We start from the raw sequence: 18,637 nt of genomic DNA, 5'->3' as shown, positions 1-18,637 counted from the left end.
ATGGCGACGCCTTTCGACGCGAAGGCCTACGAACAGGCCGTCGTCAAACCGCTGCGCGGATGGTCGGGGCGGGAGCTGCCGGACGATCTCGTCGCCCGGTACGCGATCGATCTCGCCATGTCCGACCAGGAGGTGGAGCGACGGCTGCGTGAGGTCCGCTCCCGCTGGAACAAAGGGCTCAGCAGCGCCGGGTTCGCGCAGAAGGTCTACCGCGCCTTCCTCAAGGCCGACGAGCGGCTCCAGCAGGAGCACGGCGCGAAGTTCTCGGCGATCGCCTGGTGGCAGGCGTACGCCGCGGCGAGGCAGGGGGCGAACCAGGAGCGCGTCGACGATCTCGCCGCGACGCTGCGAAAACACTTCGGTGAGCTCGGGCTGATCGCGCCGGGACAGCTCGACGCGACCGTGCGCGCGGCCTACTCGTCCCTGTCGCCGGACGAAGTCGAGGAGGCGGTGGCGAAGGCGGGCGTGCGCCGGAGCACTCCGGTCGAACTGCCGAAGGCGAGCGGGCTGCTCGACACCACGTACCGGCATCTCCGTGATCACCTGATCGACGCCGCGAAGAGCAGCGTGGTGGAGCTCCTCCACGACGACGCCGCGTCGTTCCGCTTGCTGGACAGGCCGGTGGATCTCTCGGCCGCCGTGGTGAACCGGGCGGTCGAGCGGGAGAACAAACGGGCGGGCAACCAGGGCGCGCGTCAGGCGCTCGGGATCCTCGCCACCGCCGCGAAGGACGGCGACCTGCGGAAGCTGGCGCTCTTCCACCTGGTCGACGAGATCCGGAAGCAGCACGGGCACGGCGCGCCGCCCAGCGTCCTGCTCAAGCAGCTCCGGCAGACGCGCTGGGATCCCGACGAAGCGCGGCTCGCGTTGTTCAGCGTGCTCAACGAATCGGGCCGTGCGCCGTCGGGAAACCTCGGTTCGATCCGTGACCTGCTGGAGCAGGGCATGTTGCGCGCGGCCCAGCAGATGCTCTCCTCGATCGCCGGCGCGGAGGACTCGGCGGCGGCCACCGCGCTGGTCGACCGGCAGCAGGCCAAGGTCCAGGAACTGGTGGCCGGAGCGCGGGAAGCCCTGCGTGAAGGTGCCGAGGCGGACGCGGCGAACCGGTTCCGCCAGGCTGTCGCGCTGGCCGGTGACGACGAGGAGCTGCGCGCGGAGCTGCGTCGTATCCCGCCGGAACCGGTTCTCGGTGTGGTGGCCCGTGAAGACGGCGTGACGCTCCGCCTTTCGTGGCGTCCTGCCGCGAGCCATGGCGAGGGAACCCGCTATCGGCTGGTCCGCAAGGAAGGGCGGGTGCCAGCGGACCCCGATGACGGGGTGGTGATCATGGTCGAGGCGGGGAAGTCGGTCGCGGTCGATCGGAAGGTCCCCGCGGGCACACCGGTAGGATACGCCGTGTTCGCTTCGGCGGAAGGAAGTCCTTGGTCCCGCCCGGCCGGGGTGACGGCCGAGGTGCTCCCCGGTGTCGGCGACGTCCGGTTGTCGTTCTCCGACGGGGCGATCGAAGGCCGGTGGATCGTCCACCCCGAAGCCGTCGGGGTGGACGTGGTCCGTGGTGACGGCGTCACGATCACCACCGGCGGCCGGACCCAGTTCCGGGACCGGACCGCGCCCGAGGGAAACGAGCAGGTCTACACGCTGATCGCCCGCTACCGCCGTGGTGACGGCACCGAGGCCGCGTCGGCGCCGGTGCGGGTCCGCACGGCTGTCGGCGGGCGCCCGCTTCCGGTGCGCGCGTTGACTCTTCAGGCGGCCAAAGGCGGCACAGGCCCTCGGGTGAAACTCGCCTGGAAGGCACAGGCGGACACCGAAGTCGTGATCCGCCGGGCCGCCACGCCCTGCCGATGGCAGTTCGGCGAAGTCGTCACCCCGGCGGACGTCGGAGACTACGGCGAAGAGGTGCTGGGCACCCGTGACGAGAACGACGGCTGGCAAACGCTCGTCGCCGACGTCCCGACCGGCCGTTTCCACTATGTCGCCTTCACCGTCGGGCCGAACGGGGCGATCCGCGGGCACGACGAAGCACTGGGCCTCGCACTGCCCGTGTCCGGCCTGCAGTGCCGTCGGCTCGGCGACGCCGTTCTTCTCGCCTGGGAATGGCCGGAGCAGGTCGGCACCGCCGAGGTCCGCTGGCAGGCCGGGCAGGAATCCGGGAAGCAGCTGCTGACCCGGCAGCAGTACCAGACCGGCGGCGGCTGCCGGATCCCGTGCGGACAGGTCGAGGTCCGGGTGAAGGTCCGGACCAAGGTGCTGGCCGAGGGCGGCGAGTGCACGTCGGCGGACGTCGAACTGACCGTGCCCGCCCGGCCGCCGACGGTGCGCTACACCGTCGACATGACCCGGAAACCCCTCGTCGGCGGCGGGACGGTGAAGGTGCTGCTGAGGGCGGACCAGGCGATCCCGCGGTGCACGGTGATCGTCGTCGCCGCGGAAGGCCCGGTGATGCCGAGACGTCCGGCGGACGGCCGTGAGCTGATCCGCGGCGAGCGGGCGCTCTCCCCGGATCACGACGTCGATCTGATCACCGCTCTGCCGCGGTTGCGGAAGCCCTACTGGGTGCGCTGTTTCGTCGACACCGCCGGTGTCCACATCGTCGATCCTCCCGTCAAGCAGCTGAAGGTGTCCTGATGTCCAAAGTGGCCTGCCCCTACTGCTACCACCGGATCGATCTCGGCAAGCTGAGGTTCCAGTGCACCGGCCGGGCTTCACCGGGCCGCGACCGTTGCAAGCGCGCGATCGACGAGGACCGGCAACGGCTCACCGGGTTCGGCTCGGCCGCGCTGCCGACGTTCCCGCCGCCCGAATCGCGCAACCCGATCGCGGCCAGGACCGCGCCCTGCCCGGACTGCGGAACCTCGACCGGGATCAGGGCCTGCCCGGTCTGCCGGACCCCCCTGCCCGCGAATTTCGCGGACAGCCGCAGCCCGCTGATCGGCATGGTTGGCGGAAAGAACGCGGGCAAGACCGTGTACACGACCGTGCTCGCCCACGAACTGCGGAACAACATCCGGCGCCGGTTCGCCGCGGACATCTGGTTCGCGGGCGACCAGCAGGGCGGGATCGGTTCGGTGAGCGACTGGCTCGCCGACTACGAGCAGGCCCTGTTCGGTGACAGCAGGCTGTTCGAGACGACGGCGAGCGCGGCCGACGGGATCAAGGTGCCGCTGGTCCTGCAATGGCGCCAGCCCAAGCGAAGCTTCGGCCGCGAAGTGCACAACACGACGACCTTGTCGTTCTACGACGCGGCGGGGGAGGACATGACGACCCAGGAGTTCGTGAACGCCCAGGCGTACCTGACCTCCGCCGACGGTCTCATCGTCCTGCTCGATCCGTTCCAGCTCAAGGGTTCGCTCGACCGGATCTCCGTGCCGGAAGCGAGCAGGCGGGACACGGAGCCGCCGATCAACGTCCTCACCCGGATCACCGAATTGCTGCGCAGCAGCCAAGGGGTGAGCGCGCGGCGGAAGATCACCACCCCGATCGCGGTGGTGTTCTCGAAGTTCGACGCCTTCTTCCCGATGCTCGGTGATGATCATCCGCTGCTGAAGGCGCCGTCTCCCGGCGCGAAGTACGACGAAGCGCACGGCAAGGACACCGACGAGCACCTGCGTGCGCTGCTGACCGATCTCGACGCGGACGACATCGACACCCATCTCCGTTCCCACTACAAGAAGTACCGGTACTTCGCGGTGTCTTCGCTCGGTGCCGAGCCGGACTACGACCGCAACCGGGTCGATCCCCGTGGTGTCCGGCCGTTCCGCGTCGACGAGCCGCTGCTGTGGCTTCTCGGGTTGTTCAAGGTCGTCGAACGGAGCGCCTCTTGAACGAGACGGAGCCGAGCCGGTTCGACTCGCTGTACTACACCGACTGCGTTCCGGGACAGGGACTGCGCGGTGGTGCCGGATTCCAGTTCCAGGCGGTCTCGGCCGGGGTATCGCACGACACGATGTCGCTGGTCCAGCGCACGTCGCTCTACGAGGCGCCGGTCGCGTGGATGCGCGAGCAGCGGGACGTCGCGGACTATCCGCCCTCGCTGACCCACGTTCACGACGACGGGGTGTACGCGACCGCCCGCGGGCGCTACCTGGGGACGGAGGCGAACGGGGTCCGCGAGGGCAACCAGTTCACGCACGCCGTCGCGACGACCGATCCGGACACCTACGGGCTGGTCCGGCCGGCACAGTTGTGGGAAGCCCCGTGGTGGGCGGAAAAGGCCGCCCCGACCACGAACTGCGAGCCGGTGGCGGCGGATCCGGAAGCCGGGCCCTGGGGAATCGACGCGGTCCGGGAATGGGTGCTCGGCCGCCCTGACGGCGAAGAGTGGCTGCTGGCCGTCCAGTCCGCGTTCGATCTCGTCCACGAGCCCGGTGGACGGCGGGTGCTGTTCGTCGGGGCCGACGTCACCGAGGTGCTCGGCTGGATCTCCGCCGGCACCGTGCTCATGGCACAGCGGCGCGCCCTGCGCCTCGGGTTCCGCGTGTTCGCGACGAATCCGCGGCAAAGCAGGCATGACGTCCTGGCGGTGCACGACGACTGGGCGGGTTCGTTCGGCGATCCCGCGCGGGACAACGGCTTCGTCGTCTTCAACCTCACCACCGGCCGCCATTCCGAGATCGAGTTCACCGAAGGCGCCCGGTTCTGGGTGCCGCGTTTCCTGCGGGAAGACCCGTACGACGTGGTCGACGCGATCGAACTGGCCCAGCGCTTCGCCGGGAAGGAGGCGCGGCCGTCCGCCTCGGACCGGTCGGTGGCGGCGATCGTGACGCTGGGGGAAACGGCCGAGGGGACCGGCCACGCGGGCGATCTGGTGCGGTGGCTGGCGGACTGCCCCGCACCGCAGCCGGAAGAGGTCGTCCACCCGGTCCTCGAGGCCGTCTTGGCGGCGGACCCGGACATCACCGCGCTGCGCGCCCTGCCCGAAGCGACCGAATGGCACGGAGCCGGACGCGAGCTCGCCGATAGGGGGATCCGCGCGCTGTTCGAGGCCGAACTGGCGCAGCTCACCGGGGCCGTCCCTGTCGTCGAAGAGTCCGGTTCGCTCGCGGCGATCGCCGAGGCCGCGGCGAACGTCGTCGAACCCGAGCGGATGGACGAGCTGCTGCGGCTGTGCACCCGATTCGACGTGACACCCAACGTCGGGGGCTTCACCGAGGGGGCCCGCAGATTCACCGGCTGGTGGGTGGAGCACAAGAACGCCCCGCTCGAACCGGACCGGTGGTCCTGCCGCGAGCAGATGATCGATCTGCTGCGTGACGAACTCGCGGGACTGCTGGAGCGGCCCGACGGTCCCCACTACCGCGACGACATCAAGCGGTTCTGGTGGGAGATCCTGGTCGAGACCGCGACCGATGTCAGCACGCCGCTGGACAGCGAGATCACCGCTTCGGCGATCGCGGGGACCGACGCCGCCTACCGCGAAGAGCTGATCGACTACGTGCTGGACAGTCTCCGGTCGGCGGATCCGGAGACGCGGGGGCATCTGATGTGGCGAGCGACCTTCGCCCACTCCCTTCCTTCGATCGCGGAGCTGACTTCCCTGCTGGAGAAGCTCGCGCCAGGGCCGTTGACGGATTGGCTCGGGGACAAGGTCGGGGAAGCGCTCGACGCCGTGATCGGCCCCCGGCTTTCGGTCGAGGGGCTGGACGTCCTCGCGCTCGCGTACTCGCACGGCGACCTTCCGGGGCGCCCCGAGTTCGCCGACTTCGCGAGGCAGGACAAGGGGTTGAAGGACTGGCTGGCGGTGGTCGCCGGCGGCCGTCCGCCACGGGCGTCCGGCTTGCGGCAGATCACCGAGCCGATCATGACCGCCCGCGCCGCCGACATCACGGCCGTGTTCCTCGACCGCTTGCCGGTCGGTGAAGCGGGCAAACTCCTCGAACGGAGCGGGGGCACGCTCCCCGCGGTGCTCCTGCGTGAACTGCCGCGTCATTGGTACGGCTCGGTCCTGACGCAGCGCGCGGACACCGCGGTCGCTCTCACCTTCGTGGCCGTCGGGGCCCCCGGAACGACCGAGCAGCTGGCCGTCAAGACCGAGCGCGCGTTGCGGAAATGGCTCAAACAAGCCGACAAGCAGCGCCTCGCCAGGGTGAGCCGATTGCTCGACGCCGTCGATCAGCGAGTCGCGGGGGAGTGGCGCCAGTTCAGCGGGGTCAAGGAGGTCAAGCCGACCGGACAGACCGCCCGTGCGAAACAGCGCGGCGCGGAGGCGGCCAAGAAGGCGGAGGAGAAGAAGCCCGCCTGGTGGTCACGCCGTTCCAACAAGGACAGGTGAGACGTGCAGTACCTGATCGGTTTCGCGCTGGCGATGGTCGCGCTCTACTTCGTCATCTGGCTGGTCGTCGCCGGCCTGATGTGGTTCCTGTTGCCCGGCTTGATCTTCGCCGCGCCCATGACGATGGGGGCCGGTGTCCTGATGGCGGCGGGTTCCGCGATCCTCACGCTCGTCGGCCGGACCGGCGGGCCGAGGCTGATCACCCCGGACGACGTCGTGGCGGACAAGAACGCACTGCCGAAACGGCGCGGTGACACGACTTTCGACCGGGACTGGGCGTGGCCCACCTACTTCGCCGCGCAGGCCCGAGCCGACCTTTTCCGGGTGTGGCGGGCCGATCTCGAACTGCTCGGCCGCGGCTGGAGCTGGATCCGGGGAACGGCCGCGGACTCGTGGCCGGGGCGGATCGGCGCCGTGCTGCTGTTCGTCCCGCTCTGGTCCGGGGTGAGCCTGGGAGCGTTGGCGGCCACGACGGCGATTCTCCTGGTGGCCGCGTTCGCCTTGTTCGCGGGCTGGGTCGTGTGGGCCCTGCCGACCGGCCTGCTGCGGGTGACCGACCAGCTGATCCGACGGCAGAAGAAGGCGAGCGGCAGCTGCCAGACCTGTTACCACGTGACCTCCCTGCCCGTCTTCGACTGTCCTGGGTGCGGGAAGGTGCATCGTGACATCCGGCCCGGCAGGCTCGGCGGGCTCTGGCGCCGGTGCGGATGCGGCCGGGTACTGCCGACCTCGGTGCTGCGGATGGCCGGGAAGACGCGGCCCCGTTGCCCGCGGTGCGGGGAAACGCTGCGGAGTGGCGCGACGCTCGTGACCGATGTCCGGTTGCCGGTGTTCGGCCCGGTTTCCGCGGGCAAGACCAGGCTGGTCTACACGGGGCTGCTCGGCATCCGCGACGGAGTCGCCGCGAACGGCGGAGTCCTGGACTTCGTCGACGAGGACAGCGAACAGACCTTCGACGCGGCGGTGTCCCTGATCAGTTCCGGTGGCGACACGGTCAAGACGCCGTTCGGTGAGCTGCCCCGTGCGGTCACCGCGCGCTACACCGCGGGCAAGCGCCGGGCACTCCTGCACCTGTTCGACGCGGCCGGGGAGTTTTACGCCGATCGCGACGACAACACCGCTCTCGAGTTCCTTGACCACGCGCAGGGCCTGGTGTTCGTGATCGACCCGTTCTCGATCCCCTGGGTGCGTGATCAGCTCGGCGCCACGTCCGAGGTCGTTTCGCGGGCCGCGCCGGCGTCGGAGGCCCCCGAACGGGTTTACCACGTGACCGCGAAGAGGCTGCAGGACTTCCGGGTCGCCACCACGAAACGACGGCTCGCGGTGGCGGTGGTGAAGGCCGACCTGCTCGCCGGTCTGCCGCCTGCCGCCGACCTGGGACCCGGCAACGTCCGCGAGTGGCTGGAACGAGCCGGGCTCGACAATCTCGTGCTGTCCGCCGAGCGCGAGTTCGGTGAAGTCGAGTACTTCCTGGTGTCCTCCCTCGCCGGGGTCCCGGTGAGCGATCCGCGGTCGCCCGCCCGTCCGCTCGCGTGGGTCGTCGCAGGCTCGGGTCTTCAGCTGTGGCCTGACACGGGTCCCGCGCGTGCGGAACCCGCCGAGAAAGAGCCGGAGGAAGCGGTATGACCGCGCGTACGTTCGTCCCGCCTGGTTACCTGAGCTACCGCGTCGCCGTGATCGCGATCGTCGCCGTGCTGCTGCTGGCGGCCGCCTTCGTGGTCGCCGCCTGGTATCCGGAACTGAAGGACTTGGTCCTGTCCTGGGTCAACGGTGTCCGCGCGGCCTGGACCGAGATGAACTGGCAGGCAGTGTGATCATCGGTATCGATCTCGGGACGACCTATTCGGCGGTCGCGGCCCTGGACGGGAACGGGGAGCCGACCGTCCTGCGGAACAGGGTGGACGAGCTGATCACGCCGTCGGTGGTGTACTTCGAGTCGGCGTCGTCGGCCTTGGTCGGTACCGCCGCGCGCGAGTCCGGGACGGTGGACCCGGACAACGCGGTGTCGCTGATCAAGCGGCGGATGGGCACCGAGTTCGAACTGTTCTTCCACGGGGTCGCCCACACCCCCGAATCGATCTCGGCGCTCATCCTGCGGAGCATGGTCGAAGACGCGCAGGCGCACCTCGGCGTGGATGGCGAACCGGTCCGCGCGGTCATTACGGTTCCCGCCTATTTCGGGGTCCGTGAACGGGAATCGACGTATCAGGCGGCGCGGCTGGCCGGGATCGACGTGCTCGAACTGCTCAGCGAACCGGTCGCGGCGGCACTGCACTACGGTGTCACGGCCAGGACGGGCGACGTCGTCCTCGTCTACGACCTCGGTGGCGGGACTTTCGACACCACGGTGCTGCGCATCACGCGCGACGGCGCGGAAGTGGTGGCCACGGACGGGGACAGCAGGCTCGGGGGCGCCGACTGGGACGAGCGGATCGCGGACCTCCTGGTCGAAAGCTTCGTCAACGCGGTGCCCGACGCGGACCCGTTCGACGACGAGGAATTCCTGCACGAGACCAGGCTTCTGGCCGAGACGGCCAAGAAAGACCTGAGCAGCCGGGTCTCGCGGCCGGTCACGGTGCGGTTCGGCACGGACCGGGTGACCGTGCCGTTCGACCGGACGATCCTCGGGCGGGTCGGCGCGGATCTGGTCGAGCGGACCCTGTCGGTCGTCACCCGGCTGCTGGCCGACGCGTCGGGCAAGGGCGTGCAGCGGGTCCACGAAGTGATCCTGGTCGGCGGTTCGACGAGAATGCCCGCGATAGCGGCGGCCGTCGGGGAACGGGTGGGCCGCGCCCCGCGCCTGATGGACCCGGATCACGCGGTGGTCCGCGGCGCGGCGATCCGGGCCGGTCAGCTGGCCTCTTCGGCGCGGGAGCGGTCGTCGACGCGGTCGGTGGTGCCGCGCAGTTTCGGGGTGCTCATCGAGGACAGCCACGATCCCGGCGGCACGCGGCAGATGGTCGCCCACACGGTGCACCGGAACGACCCGCTCCCGGCGAGCCGGACCACGGCCTTCTGCACCGTGATGGACGGCCAGGACGCGGTGCGGATCCAGATCTTCGAGCAGGCGGGGGAACTGCCGTCGGAGGAGGTCGCGGACAACCGGCGTGTCCTCGACGGCGAACTGACGGGGCTGCCCCCGCTGCCCGCCGGTTCCTTGATCGAGGTGACCCTGCGGGTGACCGAGGACGGACTGCTCGGCGTCACCGCGCGGGAACCGGGTTCCGGGACCGCGCTGGCGCTCGAGGCGTACATGGACGGAGTCGCCGACGCGGAAACGACGCGGCGGCTGGCAGGTTCGCTCGGCGCCATCACGGTCCGGCGATGAGTTCGGAGGGTGCATGAGTGGCTGGGTGCGCAAGCGATTCGAGGGTGCCGGGCTGACGCAGTCCCCGCCCGGCCCGCATTTCGGGATTCTGCAAGCGAAATACCGCGGAACCGTGCTGCTGTGCATCGACGTGAGCGGTTCGATGCGCGGAAGCCCGCTGCGGCAGGCGGTCGACGGCGGGATCGCCTTTCTTGACGAGGCCTTCGACGCGAAGTACGACTGCGGGCTCGTGCTCTGGAACCACGACGTCGAGGCGTATGTCCGGCCGGGGAGCAGCCGCGCGGAGCTGACGAATCGGCTCGAGGCCGCCGTTTCCACCGGTGGCAACAATCTGCTGCCGACCTTGCGGATCGCGAAAGAAGATCTCGCGCCGCTGACCGGTGATCGCGTCCTGTGCGTCTTCGGCGACGGTGATGTGGGGAAACGGGGGCCCGCGGTCGGGGCGGCCAGGGAGTTGTGCGCGCTCGGCGTGCGGATCGTCGTGCGGGGACTGGGCCATGGTGCGACGAAAGCACTGTCGGCCTTGGTGTGCCCTGGTCAGCAGGACGAAGACCGGCTCATCGAGGACGTGCGTTCGATCAGCGCCGGGATCGCGTCGATGGCCAAGGGGCTCACCGTGTCCCGCAAATCCGGTGGGAGGAGATGACGGGGCCGCACACCTCGGTAGCGGCCCCGCCGGCCTCACTTCTTGATCTTCGGCGGCATGATGCGCGCCCGGTATTCGACCAGGACCCCGTTCAGCCAGGTCGCGCCGAACTCGTCGTCGAGGTGCACCTCGTACAGGGGGTCGGGTTCCATCACCGCGGAGTCGCACCGATCCCCGAACAGGACCACCGATCTCCGCTCCGGGCCGTCGCGCGGCGGCCAGATGAACCCTTCCGCCCACTCCGCGTTGGCGCGGATCCACCGCGCCCACCGGCGTACCCGCGGATCGTGGCACTCGTCGCTGTGGATCAGCCAGAGGTCCTGCCCGACCGCGCTGAGGTCGATGGCGTCGCAAAGACTCACCAGGCTCAGTTCGGCGGCCGTGGCGACCACGCTCATCTGCTGACGGGCGACCGAAACCCTGCGCACGGTACGGAATTCGGAGTAGGGCGCCGGAATCCCGGTGAGGAGCACGTTCGCCACGGCGGTGGAGGCCTCCAGTCCGGCGTTGTACGCGTCGAACGGTTCCTCGTCGGTGCCGTCGAACCGGCCGTCGCCCGTGCGCGGCCGCCGTCGATAGGGGGTGAACTCGGTGGGTTTCCGGCTCTGCGGGTGAATGTGCCAGAGGAGAGTGCCCGCGGGCAGCAGGAACCGGTTCGGGGTACCGGAGTAGTTCTCCGGGGGATCGTAGTCCGGCATGGTTCAGGCCTCCGCCCGTTCGGTCCTGGCGGCGTCCAGCAACACCTGGTCGTCCACTTCTCCGAGTAGCGCCGCCGGGGCGCCACCAAGCCGGGAGTGGCGTCCCAGCCACCAGTCCGCGGCGCCCCAAGGATCGTCCGCCGCCGCCAGGATCCCGTTGATCTCCTTGACCAGATCGGTCCGTGCGCCGAACTGGAAGGCGGGCCACTGTACCCGGCCGTCGTGACCTTCCAGCTGGATGAGATCCGGCGCGCCGGGATCCGCGCCCCTGGTGACGAGTTCGTTCTCCGACAGGGAATCCGCGGCCAGCAGCCAGGCCTCGGCCCGTTCCTGGACTTCCGCCGCTGTCGCTTGCCGGGTACCTCGCCGCGCGACCAGGTACAGCAGGATTTCGCGGGTACTGAACCAGTCGGCGAGCGCCACCGGATCCGGGTCCGACCGCAGGAAGCGGGTTCCCCCTTCGGTCAGCGCCACCCGGAACGGATGCACCGGTGGCAGTTCGTTGCCGATCAGGAGGCAGAGCCGTCCGGCTTTGCCGGTGATGAGTTCGGGTATCGGTTCGGAAGCGAGTTCGGCGATCTGGTCCTGGACGAGCTCACGGGTCCGGTCGGTCAGCCGTTCGCGGATGCCGGGCCAGTCCCTGATGAGTACGTCGATCGCTTCGGATGTCCCCATTTCCGCCTCTCAGTCTCGTACCACGTGGCGGGCGATGCCGGTTCGCGCGGCCGCCACGGCCGCTTGGCTCATGGCGCCTATCTGAAGCTCGAACCGGACTTCGGCACCGGAGGACGGTTCCTCGGCGTGCACCGTCAATTTGCCGGTTTCGGACATGAGGAATGTGACGTCGAAAGGGGATCCGGCCGGGCGGGGCGGAAGATTTCGGAGCAGGCCCCGGCCGATGCGGACGTTGTCGGAAGGCTCTTCGGATTCGACTTCGCTGGTCTGCTCCCACACTTCGATCTCCACCATCCGCTGCTTGTCCACGGCAACGGCGAACGGGTAGGGGCCGGTGTCGGCCGGCAACGGGGTGTTCGCCGCGAGCAGGTGCACCACCATCTTGCGGGCGTGCAACGGATCGGTCAGCGCCAGCGGGTCGCGGGGATCGACGGCGATCACCCCGAACGCCTTCGAAACCACGGTGGTGACCTGTTTGGCGGCCAGCGCTTCGACCCGTTCCTGGCTCATCCCGAGTTGCTCGGCGACCCGGTCCGCCGCCATCCCCGTCTTGACCTGGTTCAGCACCGCGTGCAGCGCGGCCCCCTTGGCGACGGTGAGGTCGGGCTCGTGGTGCCGTCCGCGGAGCCCCAGACGCCGTTCGAGCCGTTCGGCGACGGCGGGCATCTTGGACATCCCGCCGACCAGCACGACGTCGTCGAAGCGCTCGACTCCCTTGGCCTTGGCGGTTTCGACGGTCTGCTCGGCGACCTGGACGACCCGGTCGAGCAGATCGGAGGTGAGTTCTTCGAGTTTCTCCCTGGTCAGCTCGACCCTGGTCACGGCGCCGCCGAAATGCAGCGCGGTCCGGCGGGCCTCGGTCTTGCTGAGATCCTTTTTCAGCTGTTCGGCGGTGGTCGCCAGATCCTGCAGGAAGGCTTCGTCCTTGGTCGGATCCAGGTGCGGGTGCTGTTCGGTGAAACAACCGAGAAGGTGCGTGCGCACTCGTTCGTCCCAGTCGGCGCCGCCCAGCCTGCCGTCGCCCCCGGTGCACAGCACGCGGACGTCGTCTCCTTCGAGCCGGATCACCGTCGTGTCGAAGGTTCCGCCACCGAGGTCGCAGACGAGCAGATGGCGTGTCCCCGTCCCGGTGTCGAGGGTCTGGTAGTGCAGCGCCGCGGCGACCGGTTCCGGCAGCACGTCCAGCACCCGGAGGCCGGCGATCTCACCCGCTCTCCGGGTGGCTTCTTTCTGTGCCACACCGAAATACGCGGGCACGGTGATCACCACGTCCTCGACCACCTTGCCGGTCGTCTCCTTGGTAGCGCGGACCAGTTCACGCAGGATCAGCGCGCCGATCTCCTCGGGGGAGTAGTCCTTGCCGTGATAGTGACCGGCGATCTTCCGCTCCCCGATGAACCGTTTCGTCAGCTGCGCGACCAGATGCGGGGCGAGCACGGCGGCGTTCTTCGCGCTGGTTCCGACAGTGGCCTGCTCCGATGCCTCGAAGTAGACCACCGAAGGCGTGGTCTCCTCGCCGAGGACGTTCCTGATGACCGCGGCCTTCCCCGCTTCGTCGACCGAAGCGATACAAGAATGGGTGGTGCCGAGGTCGATTCCGAACGTGGTCTTCGCGGGCATTTCGAGGTGCCTCTTTCGGGGTTGTCGGTCAGCGGCCCTGATAGGTGAACGCGGCCCAGGAGTCGAGCGTTTCAAGGTCGGTCCGTTTTTCGGTGCCGGCCAGCAGACCCGTGACCCACTCCGGGAGTTCCCGGTCCGGGTCGAGCATCCAGAGCTGGGCGGCGCGAAGTGCCGTCGGCGGTGCCGGATAGCCCGAGTTGAGATAGTGGTGGAACATGATCATGAACAGCGCGGTCGGGAGATCGGCGACCGGCCAGCGAGTGCCCACCGCCCCGGCCGCCCCGCCGGCGAGGAACGCGGTCGCCAGGGTCAGCGCCTCGTCCTGGGAGGTTTCGGTCAGGTCGCTGGCGCACGCCGCGAGGACGACGAGCCCGCCGTCGGCGTCCGGCGGGCGCTGGGCGGCCTGGCGCAGGATGTCGCGCACGTACAGCTTGGTGTTGCCGGCGAGAACCAGATACGAGTCCAGCGGCGGATCGGTCCGCACCGCGTGGCAGCTCAGGTGGAGCAGGGAGGCCCCCGGCCCCCCTTTGTGCGGCAGGAGCCGCCGTACGACGGCCTGGCGCGGCCAGCCGACCCCGGCCCCCGGATAGAACCGTTCGAGCGCGGCGATTTCGGCTTCGACCCAGATGAGGTGATCTTCCAGCGAACTCGTCCCCGCCACGCCCACCAGCGCGGGTTCTTTCGCCCAGTCCCGCTGCCCGCGGCCGGAGGCGTCGACGAACTGCCTCGCCGACGCCGCATAGCTGATGATCGCGTCCTGGCAGGCGTACCGGAGACCGCCGGTGACCAGACGTCTCGCCGCGTGCCAGGGAACGCCGCCGAGCCGTCCGACAGGGGCGAGGACGAGCCTTGGCACACCACGGATCCCTCGGGAGCGAAGGTGATCGAGGAGGGGGCCCATCGCGGCGGGCCATGCCCAATCGGAGAGCGTCTCGGCCGCCTTCGTCCAGCGCGCTTTCGCCTGTCCGTCGTCCTCGTCGGAGCGAGTGCGCTGGACATCGCGTTGAGCGTCCTCGAATTCGCCGATCGGCCCGCCGTCGGACACGGACAGGCCGGGAAGCGGGATCTCGCCGGTGGATCCGTCGGAGGACACCACGACGGCGAATCCGGCGGCACCGTCGTCGTGCGGGACCAGGTACGCCATCGCCGCCGCGCCCGCCTGCCGCAACGCGGTGGCGATCTGGGCGACCGGCGGCGGTGAGAGCAGGCGTTGCTCGGTCTCGGTCCCTTCGATCGCGAGCAGGACGTCCCGGCGCAGGGTGCTCGGCATCCTGGCGGTGGCGATCGGCCCGGCGAGCCCCGCGGCCTGGTCACGGCCGACCTGTTCCTCCCAGCTGGCCGCCAGCTCCGGATGCCCGCTTTCGCGGAGCAGACCGGGGGTGTCGGCGTCGACGGTCGCGGAGTGCAGGACCATCGCCCGGCCGAGTTCCAGCGCTCGCACGGCGGATTCGTGGTCGGCCGCGGCGACGCACCAGCGCGCGACCTCCGCGGCCTCGCCCTCGGCATGCCGTGCCGCGCCGAGCGCGCGGCTCGCACCGGTTTGGATCACCACTTCCTTCATGCGCGCGCTGAGCCCGTCGAGACCGGCCGCCACGGCACGCGCCTGGTCGCGGCGATGGGTGTCGCCGCGCGCGAAGTAACACTCGCCCAGCTGGTTGAAGATCGGTGCGGCGTCGGGCATACCGGGTTCACGGAGCGCGAAGAGCCGGGCTTCCTCCAGCCGGGTGATCGCGTTGTCGAGGTCCTGGGCGCGCCGCCAGATCAGGTTCCGCATCCGGAAGGCGAGACCCAGCTGGCCGAGCATCACCAGCCGTTCGTGCGTGAATTCGGAGGGTTTGGCGTACTCCCTCGTCAACAGGGCGATGCCCTCGTCCAGCCGCTCACGGTTGCGGGACGCGAACGCCTCGCCGATCAGCAGGGCCGCGCTCTCGTGGGACCAGTCGAGCAGCGGGTCGACCGGCACCTCCCGATGGACGAAGTTCTGGACGGCCTCCCGGAAAGCCGCCAGACGTGGTCCCGAACTGGGGAAGTCGGCGCCGGTTTCGTCGTGTGAGGCCTGGAGCATGTCCAGTATTCCCCGCAGCCGGTCCCAGCCGCCCGAGGCCAGATCTTCGGCGGGAACGAGGGCGAGCGCGGCATCGAGTTCGGCGCTGAGCTCGGTGATCCGCGCCGGGGACAACCGATCGCCCCGCGCCAGGGCGGTGATGACCTTCAGCATGCGCGGCATCCAGGCCGCGGCCGCGTCGGCCCTGGTGGAAGGTGCGTCGGTACCCTCGGCCGACGCCGAGGGCCGGTCGAGATCGACGATCGCGTCGAGGTCGGCCAGATCCCGCGTCATGCTGTAGCGCTGGGCGAGCATGGCGTAGATCTGCGGAGCCAGCAGCGGGCGGAGCTCGTCGTCCTCGGGAAGCCGTTCGGCCGCCTCCTGGACCAGCTTGATCGCCGCGCTCGTCCGGTCGGTGTCACCGTCGAACCGGCTGCGCACCGCTTCGGTCCAGCCAAGGAGCAGCGCGAGGATCGCGTCGTTCCGCGGCGACGTGCCGGGACGCTCACGGCTTTCGGTCAGCAATCCGTGGATCCGGATCACCGAGTCGGGCGACTTGCTGTCGATGGCCTGCTTGATCGCGAGGATGGTGAGTTTGGTCAGTGCGCTCGAGCGTGCGGGGTGGTCGTCCAGTTCGCGCAGGGCCCGCTCGAGTCGTTCCAGCGTGCGGTTGACGTCGCCCCGCAGAAGGGAATCGGAGTCGGGAGCGGTCGCGACCGCTCCGAGGAGATCGCGGGTGAGCGACTCCATCGGATGGTCGCCGTGCCGGGCCAGGATGTCCACCAGCGAGTCCATCGGCTCCGTCGAATGCCAATCCTCGGTTCCTTCGAGCCTGGCCAGTTGCGTCTCGAGGGTGACCCGGATACTCGTCAGCAGGCCGGATTCCAGCGAATCGGGGGTCGTGTCCTGCTGCGCCTCGACGAGGGAATCCCGGAGCAGGCGGATGTCGTCCGCGGAGGACTCGGCGGGGTTCCGGGTCATCCTCGTCAACGTCTGGAGCAGCGAGACGCCCGCTCCGAACGGGTTGTCCCGCGCCGAAATGGCTCCCAGATGATGCAGCACGGCATCGGTCGAGGCCTGATCGTGGAGGGTGTAAGCGTTCTTGAGGTCGTCGAGCACTTTCGAGGTCAGCCCTTCGGCACCCCGGCGCAGGTCGGCGGGCGCCGATCCGGAGAGCGTGAGCAGGGCGAGACCGAGATGAGCGGAATCGACGATTTCCTGCGGCGAGGCGGGATCCGCGACGAGCCCGTCCAGTTCGGCGGTCGCGCGGATCCGGTCGTCCTGGTCGCCGCCCGCCCTGAGGAAGCGGACCGTGAACAGGGCGCCCAGCCGTTGCCTCGCCGGCCGGATCATGGCCGGGTCGAAGGATTCGGCCGCGTCGAGCGCGGCCGTCAGCGAGTCGATCGCCTCGGTCAGGTCCGTCGGCGGCGTCTTGTCCTGCTGGAGGATCCGGTGGGCGAGCGCCATGCCGAGGCGCAGGGCGACTTCGGGACCCGCTGGGTTTTCCGGTGGGAGAGCGTTCCTCACCTCACGAAACGCGTCGATCGCGCGATCCCGGTCTTCCCCGTCCGAATCCGGATCCGCTTTCCGCGTTTCGTCGAAACGCTGCAGAAGAGCCAGGCCTTGCAGGTAGCGGATATGGAGTCGATCGAGTGATCCCGAGCCGTCGTCCCGCTCGATCAGGGCGTCGCCGAACTCCACGACCTCGGTGAGGGCGCCGACCGAACCGTCCGTCGCGCGTGACACGGCGTCGTCGAAGGCCGAACACAGCTCATCGAACGCGATGTCGTCCTCGTCGATCCCCTCCAGCATCGCCGGTCACATTAGCCCCGTGGCGGGAGGGGCGGAAGTGACGAGAAGTTGTCATTCCGCCCCCGGACCCGATCAGAGGCGCGGGCGCTCCACCATGGTCAGGTCCGCGTCGAAGTCCGGGAACCCGGCGGGGACCGAACGTGTGCTGACGCCGGGTGAGACCGGGGGCAGCCCGGCCCATCGCCGCACGGTGTTCGTCGCTTCGGCGGCCTGGGCCGCGGGAAGCTGCGCGATCCGGGCGCCGTGGTTGCCGCCCGGCACGGTGTAGCTGTAGGAGTCCTTCGTGCCGAATCCGAGGCGGAACGGTTCGGCGCCCCAGGGGTCGTTGCCGCCGTAGACGAACAGCAGCCGCTTGCCCTGCGACTTCACCCAGAAGTCGATGTCCGGCATCGCCAGGTGGTCGAACCGGGGGATGTCGACGGACGACGGCACGAACGTCCGTGACACGTTGCGGCCGGGGTAGCGCAGCAGGTCCCGGAGATAGTCTTCGTACGACTCGGGGGCGCCGAGCTGGTAGGCCGCCTGGAAGTAGTAGGGGACATAGATCTCGAGGTTCTGGTCGGCGTAGGTGTTGAGGCTCTCGACGCGCTGGAACCAGGCGTAGACCTCGGACGCCGGGGCACCGGCCTTCGGGACCGTCGCGCAGTCCGCCTGCTTCTGGTACTGCCAGAAGGCGAAGTACGAGTCGATCACCGAGATCTCCAGCGACACGTCGGCCGAGCCGACGGTCTTGAACGTGTAACCGTTCCTGGTCGCGTCGGCGGCGGCGAGCGCCGCGAACTCCGAGCGCCGCGTCAGCACGTCACGCTGGATCGCCTTCAGCGCCGAACGGCAGGCCGGGTCGTCGCCGACCTTCGCCAGGAACCGGTTGTAGCGGTCGTGCGAGTTGACGACGTCGTTGGGCGCGACGTAGGGGATCGTCGCGTCGACGTCGTTCGGGAAGAACCTACGGAAGTAGGTCGCCGTCATACCGCCCTTGCTGCCGCCGGTCGCGAGCCACTTGCCCGGATAGAGCCGCTTGAACGCCTCGACCGCGCGGTGCTGGTCGGCGGCGGCCTGCCAGATCGTCAGCTGCTTGCCCCAGTCCGGGTGCTCCGGCCGCGAGGGAGTGAAGAACCGGTACTCCATGGACAGCTGGTTGCCGTCGACGATCTGCGTCGGCTCCGAGCGGTTGGCCGCCTCCGAGACGTTGTACCCGCTCGTGTACGCCACGGTCGGCGAACGGAAGTCCTTGTGCAGCAAGGTGAAGCGCTGCTGGAAGGTACCGGCGCCCGGCCTGCGGTGATCGACGGGCTGGGTGTAGGCGAGTTTGAAGAACCGGAACCCGACCGGCGCCGGATTCTCCGAGACGACGGTCAGGCCGGGGATCCGTCCCAGCGCGTCCTTGATGTCGTCGGGTGCCGCCTGCGCGGCCGGAGTCAACCCGGCCAGTGCGAGAACGGTTGTCGCCAGAACCGACCACGCGGCCGTGAGCTTCCGCATCCATGCCCTCCCCATCGGAGCTGCTGAGCGGTCGGATACTCACAGAGTCCCCGCCGGTGGG

Annotated in this window: 12 protein-coding genes; 7 read left to right on the top strand and 5 right to left on the bottom strand. The window is 69.4% G+C overall.

Translation table 11 applies throughout. The features are described from left to right. From AMYAL_RS47710 to AMYAL_RS0102575, 7 genes are read left to right on the top strand one after another with little or no spacing between them, the layout of a single operon-like run. Complete coding sequence (locus AMYAL_RS47710) at positions 1–2,628, top strand: SaeA-related protein (RefSeq protein ID WP_020629740.1); 2,628 nt, start codon at positions 1–3, stop codon at positions 2,626–2,628. After that, positions 2,628–3,824 carry a TRAFAC clade GTPase domain-containing protein gene (locus tag AMYAL_RS0102600; protein ID WP_020629739.1) on the top strand — a complete coding sequence of 399 codons (1,197 nt, stop codon included), beginning with the start codon at positions 2,628–2,630 and terminating at the stop codon, positions 3,822–3,824. The genes AMYAL_RS47710 and AMYAL_RS0102600 overlap by 1 nt, the downstream gene beginning before the upstream one ends. Continuing rightward, positions 3,821–6,271 (top strand): GTPase-associated protein 1-related protein, encoded by a 2,451-nt coding sequence (locus AMYAL_RS45530; protein WP_020629738.1) that lies wholly within the window; start codon positions 3,821–3,823, stop codon positions 6,269–6,271. Before AMYAL_RS0102600 ends, AMYAL_RS45530 begins: the two co-directional genes overlap by 4 nt. A 3-nt stretch (positions 6,272–6,274) precedes the next feature. Then, entirely contained in the window at positions 6,275–7,897 is a 1,623-nt protein-coding gene (locus tag AMYAL_RS45525; RefSeq protein WP_020629737.1) for a TRAFAC clade GTPase domain-containing protein, read from the top strand. Next, positions 7,894–8,085: a hypothetical protein gene (locus AMYAL_RS49800; protein ID WP_020629736.1), complete on the top strand. Its 192-nt coding sequence runs from the start codon at positions 7,894–7,896 to the stop codon at positions 8,083–8,085. The genes AMYAL_RS45525 and AMYAL_RS49800 overlap by 4 nt, the downstream gene beginning before the upstream one ends. Continuing rightward, positions 8,082–9,599, top strand: coding sequence for an Hsp70 family protein (locus tag AMYAL_RS0102580; RefSeq protein WP_020629735.1), 1,518 nt, complete (start codon positions 8,082–8,084; stop codon positions 9,597–9,599). The genes AMYAL_RS49800 and AMYAL_RS0102580 overlap by 4 nt, the downstream gene beginning before the upstream one ends. A 13-nt stretch (positions 9,600–9,612) precedes the next feature. Then, positions 9,613–10,245, top strand: a complete 633-nt coding sequence (locus tag AMYAL_RS0102575; protein ID WP_020629734.1) for a vWA domain-containing protein — start codon at positions 9,613–9,615, stop codon at positions 10,243–10,245. A 35-nt stretch (positions 10,246–10,280) separates the two neighbouring features. Here AMYAL_RS0102575 and AMYAL_RS0102570 read toward each other — a convergent pair whose 3' ends face one another. The 5 genes from AMYAL_RS0102570 to AMYAL_RS0102550 all read right to left on the bottom strand — a co-directional run bounded on the left by AMYAL_RS0102570 (position 10,281) and on the right by AMYAL_RS0102550 (position 18,576). Then, on the bottom strand, positions 10,281–10,943 hold the full coding sequence (locus AMYAL_RS0102570) for an RES family NAD+ phosphorylase (RefSeq protein WP_020629733.1): 663 nt from the start codon (positions 10,941–10,943) through the stop codon (positions 10,281–10,283). A gap of 3 nt (positions 10,944–10,946) precedes the next feature. Next, positions 10,947–11,618 (bottom strand): hypothetical protein, encoded by a 672-nt coding sequence (locus AMYAL_RS47700; RefSeq protein WP_020629732.1) that lies wholly within the window; start codon positions 11,616–11,618, stop codon positions 10,947–10,949. A 9-nt stretch (positions 11,619–11,627) separates the two neighbouring features. Further along, on the bottom strand, positions 11,628–13,238 hold the full coding sequence (locus AMYAL_RS0102560) for an Hsp70 family protein (RefSeq protein ID WP_020629731.1): 1,611 nt from the start codon (positions 13,236–13,238) through the stop codon (positions 11,628–11,630). A gap of 28 nt (positions 13,239–13,266) precedes the next feature. Beyond that, positions 13,267–17,094 carry a CHAT domain-containing protein gene (locus AMYAL_RS47695; RefSeq protein WP_020629730.1) on the bottom strand — a complete coding sequence of 1,276 codons (3,828 nt, stop codon included), beginning with the start codon at positions 17,092–17,094 and terminating at the stop codon, positions 13,267–13,269. A 72-nt stretch (positions 17,095–17,166) separates the two neighbouring features. Further along, the gene (locus AMYAL_RS0102550) at positions 17,167–18,576 is read right to left on the bottom strand and encodes a S28 family serine protease (protein ID WP_020629729.1); all 1,410 of its coding nucleotides are present in this window, start codon (positions 18,574–18,576) and stop codon (positions 17,167–17,169) included. Positions 18,577–18,637 lie beyond the last annotated feature (61 nt).

It is taken from the genome of Amycolatopsis alba DSM 44262 (assembly GCF_000384215.1).
In the GTDB taxonomy this organism is placed as follows: Bacteria; Actinomycetota; Actinomycetes; order Mycobacteriales; family Pseudonocardiaceae; genus Amycolatopsis; species Amycolatopsis alba.
This window is presented reverse-complemented; position numbering and strand designations above follow the sequence as displayed.